General features: G+C 32.6%; 6 protein-coding genes. 2 read left to right on the top strand and 4 right to left on the bottom strand.

Going from position 1 to position 4,449, the window contains the following annotated elements:
• The 4 genes from PK629_05060 to PK629_05045 form a co-directional block, all read right to left on the bottom strand.
• Positions 1–609: accessory gene regulator B family protein (locus PK629_05060; GenBank protein ID HOP10841.1), on the bottom strand; the 609-nt coding region annotated here is incomplete at its 3' end.
• A 53-nt stretch (positions 610–662) separates the two neighbouring features.
• Positions 663–812 carry a cyclic lactone autoinducer peptide gene (locus tag PK629_05055; protein HOP10840.1) on the bottom strand — a complete coding sequence of 50 codons (150 nt, stop codon included), beginning with the start codon at positions 810–812 and terminating at the stop codon, positions 663–665.
• 127 nt (positions 813–939) lie between these two features.
• On the bottom strand, positions 940–2,247 hold the full coding sequence (locus PK629_05050) for a GHKL domain-containing protein (protein ID HOP10839.1): 1,308 nt from the start codon (positions 2,245–2,247) through the stop codon (positions 940–942).
• Between the two features lies 1 nt (position 2,248).
• Positions 2,249–2,983, bottom strand: a complete 735-nt coding sequence (locus PK629_05045) for a LytTR family DNA-binding domain-containing protein (GenBank protein ID HOP10838.1) — start codon at positions 2,981–2,983, stop codon at positions 2,249–2,251.
• 565 nt (positions 2,984–3,548) lie between these two features.
• On the opposite strand from PK629_05045, the gene PK629_05040 reads away from it, so the two are divergent.
• Complete coding sequence (locus PK629_05040) at positions 3,549–3,908, top strand: hypothetical protein (GenBank protein HOP10837.1); 360 nt, start codon at positions 3,549–3,551, stop codon at positions 3,906–3,908.
• A gap of 107 nt (positions 3,909–4,015) precedes the next feature.
• Positions 4,016–4,449, top strand: a 434-nt coding sequence (locus tag PK629_05035; protein HOP10836.1) for a hypothetical protein, incomplete at its 3' end; no start/stop codon positions are given.

Below are 4,449 nucleotides of genomic sequence, written 5' to 3'. Positions count from 1 at the left end.
ATTCGACGAAATTACTCCAATACCATTACCACACCTTATTTTATTATCTATAAACCCAATTGGGACTAGAATTACCACAAATAAGTATGACAAGAAGGAATAAAAGAGGAGTTTACTGTCCGGGCTTAATTCAATTATAAATAAGAATAATTCTGTGATGAAAAATAAATAAAACAATAGATTTCTCCTCTTTTTATTATAAAAAGTGGGGTTAATAGGTTTTTTGGGACTCCCGATAGGGCCAAAAATAATAATAACCAATATACCGATAGCTACAACAATCTCTTCTGCCAAAATATAAAATGAAGAATTTAAGAATTCACAAATGAGATAAGAAGATATGAAACCGGTCTGTGTGGTGAGAATACATAACAAATGAGTAGATGCATGAAATCCGCCGACGAAACGTCTTGTCAAAAGGAAAATGCCGCCCCATACAACCATTTCTAAAACCCTGTTCAAAATGCATGAAACAATGAACAGAATAAATAGATTAAAAATATCACCAAGAATTAATTCAATACCATAAGTGTAAATTTCTTGGTCAACTTTTAATATATCTGTTTTTTTATAAAAATCAGAAATACATAAAGATAATTTGTGAATCATAATAAAAAGGGTATATGTAAAGACATATACCAAAAACAAATTTGTTTGTAATGTTATTTAACGATTTTTGACAAAGATTCGGGTGCCTGTGGTTGATAAGTCCACAATGCACACATTGTTCCGGCAGATGTGATTGCAGTGGTAAGAGCAATCGGGGCAAGCAACATTAAGAGTTTCGCAGCAAAAGCTAAGATTCTTTTCATTGTTTTCATCCTCCTAAAAATACTGAAATTCTAATAAATATAATGGCAGTATTTTAAAGAAATGAAACATTTATTACATGAACGATGTGAAAACAGACACAAACGATTTATTTTATACTTTTAGAACTTATTCTAAAGGGATTATTACTGACAAAACAAAATGCTCATCATGAATTTCAATTGACAATTCGCCATCCAATGACTTTACAGTTTCTTTTATACTATGTAGTCCGATACCATGAGTGAATGAGTCTGGTTTATTAGTTTTAAATACTCCAACTTTCATTTCTGGAGTTATAATTGTTAACTTATTGATTATGTCAATCATTAAAAACCGATCATTATTTCGAATGTTGGCCTTTATTAAGTTCATTTTTTCTTTTATACAATATTCAACTGCATTTTTTAATGCGTTACCCAAAATGATAACGATGCTGATCTCATCAATCGGTAATTTTTCATGTAAGTTGATTTCCAGCTCAAAATTTATATCGTTTTGTTCCGCTTGAGCTATGTATTCGTTTATAACTGAGTCAATCAAAGTATTGCCTGTGTCAATAGTTTTTGTATGTATTGCGACGCCGGAAGTTAAATTTTGAGCGTATTCATGCGCTTTATTGTATTGTTGTGAAGATAATAAATTAACCATTGTCAACATATGATGCCTAAGGTCATGACTCATTTTACGAATTTCATTGTTTCTTTCGTCAATTTTTATTATATGTTTTCTTTCATTCTTTAAATAATCTTGAACCATTGAATTCTTAGCATTTTCCTCTGCTTCTTCACAAATCCAGTTAAGCAGTTTTATGTTCATTAAATTTATAATAAACAGCGAAACCGCAAGCCCGAGTGTAAACAAATAATCATTGTACAAACCGTAATAAATAATATTACTCCAATAAATATAAATTAAAAAGCTGATTGTGGGACAAATAAGTAATAAGACTTTATACTTCAACTTAAACATTACAATTTGTTTTTTGGAAGCCAGCTTGACTAAGTGAGTCAGTAAAAAAGCAAACAACTTACCGCTAATATATGCGATTGCATATAAGGCCAAGCTATTTTGAATTGCGAGGGCATAATTTGTTTCTCCAAATAGCAGCATACAAAGCATGGCGGGTATTGTCTCTCCAAGACTTATAATCCAATAAATAAAAACAGAAATCAGAATTTTGGGCAGGAACTCTTTGAATCCACCATATGAAGAAAAAACAATTACAAGAATTGCAAATATAAATCCTGCAACGGTAATCCATATGGAATTAGAATAAGAATCAATAAAAAACAGTAAAATTGCTATAAAAGAACCAATCAAATAACAAGCCTTTTTCAGTTTTCTCTCAAAAAAGGCATCCGCAAAATAATAAATTAAAAATACTTCAATTATTGCTACAAATATATTTAAAGAATATCGAATAACCGTATCCATTTTACATATATCCTTTCACATATTCTTTAAAAAACTCTATACATTTGGCACGCCGTCTTTGCGCAATCGGCAAAATTGTACCATCTTTTAAAATTAAATCAGTTCCTTTTATGCGAGTAACATAATTAAAATTCACGATAGCACCTTTATGTATTTTTATAAAACATGTTTCAGGTACCATTTTTTCAACAAGTTCAAATTTCATTATAAAGTGGTATTCCTCTTTGTTTTTTGTATGCGCAATGACGGTATGACCGCAACACTCAAAATATATGATTTCTTTATATCTGATGGCAATATTATCTGTTCCGTTTTTTATGATGATTTCCTTTCCTTCAAGCTGGTTTATATGTTTTAAACAAGCCATCAAAGCTTCGTCAATATCATCTTGTTTTACCGGTTTTATGATATACCTTAAGATACCATAACCATATCCCTGCCGGAGATAATCATCATGGGAAGTTGAAATAACGATTGGGGCTTCTACCTTCATTTCACGCAACTGCTTAGTAACCTCAATTCCATTCAAAGAAGTGTCGCCAAAATCTATGTCCATAACAATGATATCATATTTAATTTGCGGATTTTTCTTAATATAACCTATAAGTGCATGTCCATATTGATATGCATGTATCGTAATCGGAGAAACAATCCCTAATGATATTAATGCATTTTTGCATTTGACAGATAATTCTTTCAATTCATTAATATCATCGTCACAAATTGCTAAAAACATAAGAATCCCTTTCGGTATAATCCATTATTTATATTATCTCATAATTCGACTAATTTGTAAATATTTCTTCACGAATTTTCATCGTTTGTGCAGATTTTACATCGTTGGTGAAAAATAACTAGAATTATTTAATAAAGACATTATATTTTATTCATGAATTAAATTATCCATAAAGCAAATTTGCTTTTACTGATTTTGATTAAGAGGGGAGGGAATTGCGATGGGGACATGGAAAAAATCTTTGACAGAATGTTGCAAATATTCTGTATATTGCGTATAATTATCATCAGAAATGGTTCTGATCAAACCACAGAAGATGATGTATTAAATGCAGTATTAAAAAAGAATCGACAAAGTGTTGTCTGTCGGCCGCGACGCGCCTTTCAGTTGCGCAGAGCAACAGGGCTCGAACGGGAAGTGTTAATTGAGATTGTTTGACCGGCTTTCGATGAAGACAGGTCATCGAAAGCCGGTATCATCCGCCTGTGAATTTAAAAAATATTTAATACAGCGGTGTTGACCGATTGTGTTAAATATGGTAAAATTTATCAAGGAGGAAATAAGAATGTTTAAAAAGTTTCGCAAATATTTAATTGTTCTGATGGCGGTTGTCATGGTAGCTTCGCTCGCCGTCATTCCGACAGCAGCTTTAACCGGTGATGTAGTTGAAGGTGTTTATCAAAGCGGAGGTTATTGGTATAAGCATGTTCACACTTATGCGATAGAGTCAACGCAATCTAATAGATTCCACACATGGGCAAGAGTTGATTTTCCAAGTGGTGGAGGCGTTTGCGATTATGACCCAGATAATTTTGAAATTGGTATAAGGATGGGTATGAGTGATGCCTATGGAGATCTGTGCGCGAATTCTGCTCTTGCTGATTCATTTTATGGGTATGGCGATTACGGTTTCGATTGGATTTAATAAACTCAAATCTGGGAGCCGGATTCATCCGGCTCCCAGACAGCGAATTTTAAATCTTTTTTATATAGGTTAGATAAAATTTAAATTTGAAACGGGAGGACACAACGATGAGAAAAACAAAAAAAATAGTAGCTCTTTTCCTTGTTATGCTTTTTTGTTTAACGGGCTGCTCGAAAGCGGGGGAGACAACCAAAGTAGAAATTAAGTCTGATATACCAACATTCGGAATATATAACAATAGTGTCTTTTTGGATGAAAACGGAAATTTATATACTTGGGGTTATGATACAAGAAATGCCGATCCGGAATGTGTCTATTTAACTTCTCTTGGACAGGGCGCCAAAGTCGAATATAATAACACACCAACAAAAATCTATTCAAACGTCGCGGATATTGATTTCATGCAATATGCACTTTCGCAAAACGGCGAATTGATTGAATGGGGTACGCTTTTAAATGGTGAAACTTTTATGCCTCAGGTGCAAAAAAGTAATATTGCAAAAGTATATGTTACGCTTTTTTTAACGCAGGACGGTGAATT

The organism is Oscillospiraceae bacterium (assembly GCA_035380125.1).
Classification (GTDB): Bacteria; Bacillota; Clostridia; order Oscillospirales; family JAKOTC01; genus DAOPZJ01.
Note: the sequence above shows the minus strand (reverse complement) of the source record. Positions and strands in the feature narration are given on the sequence as shown.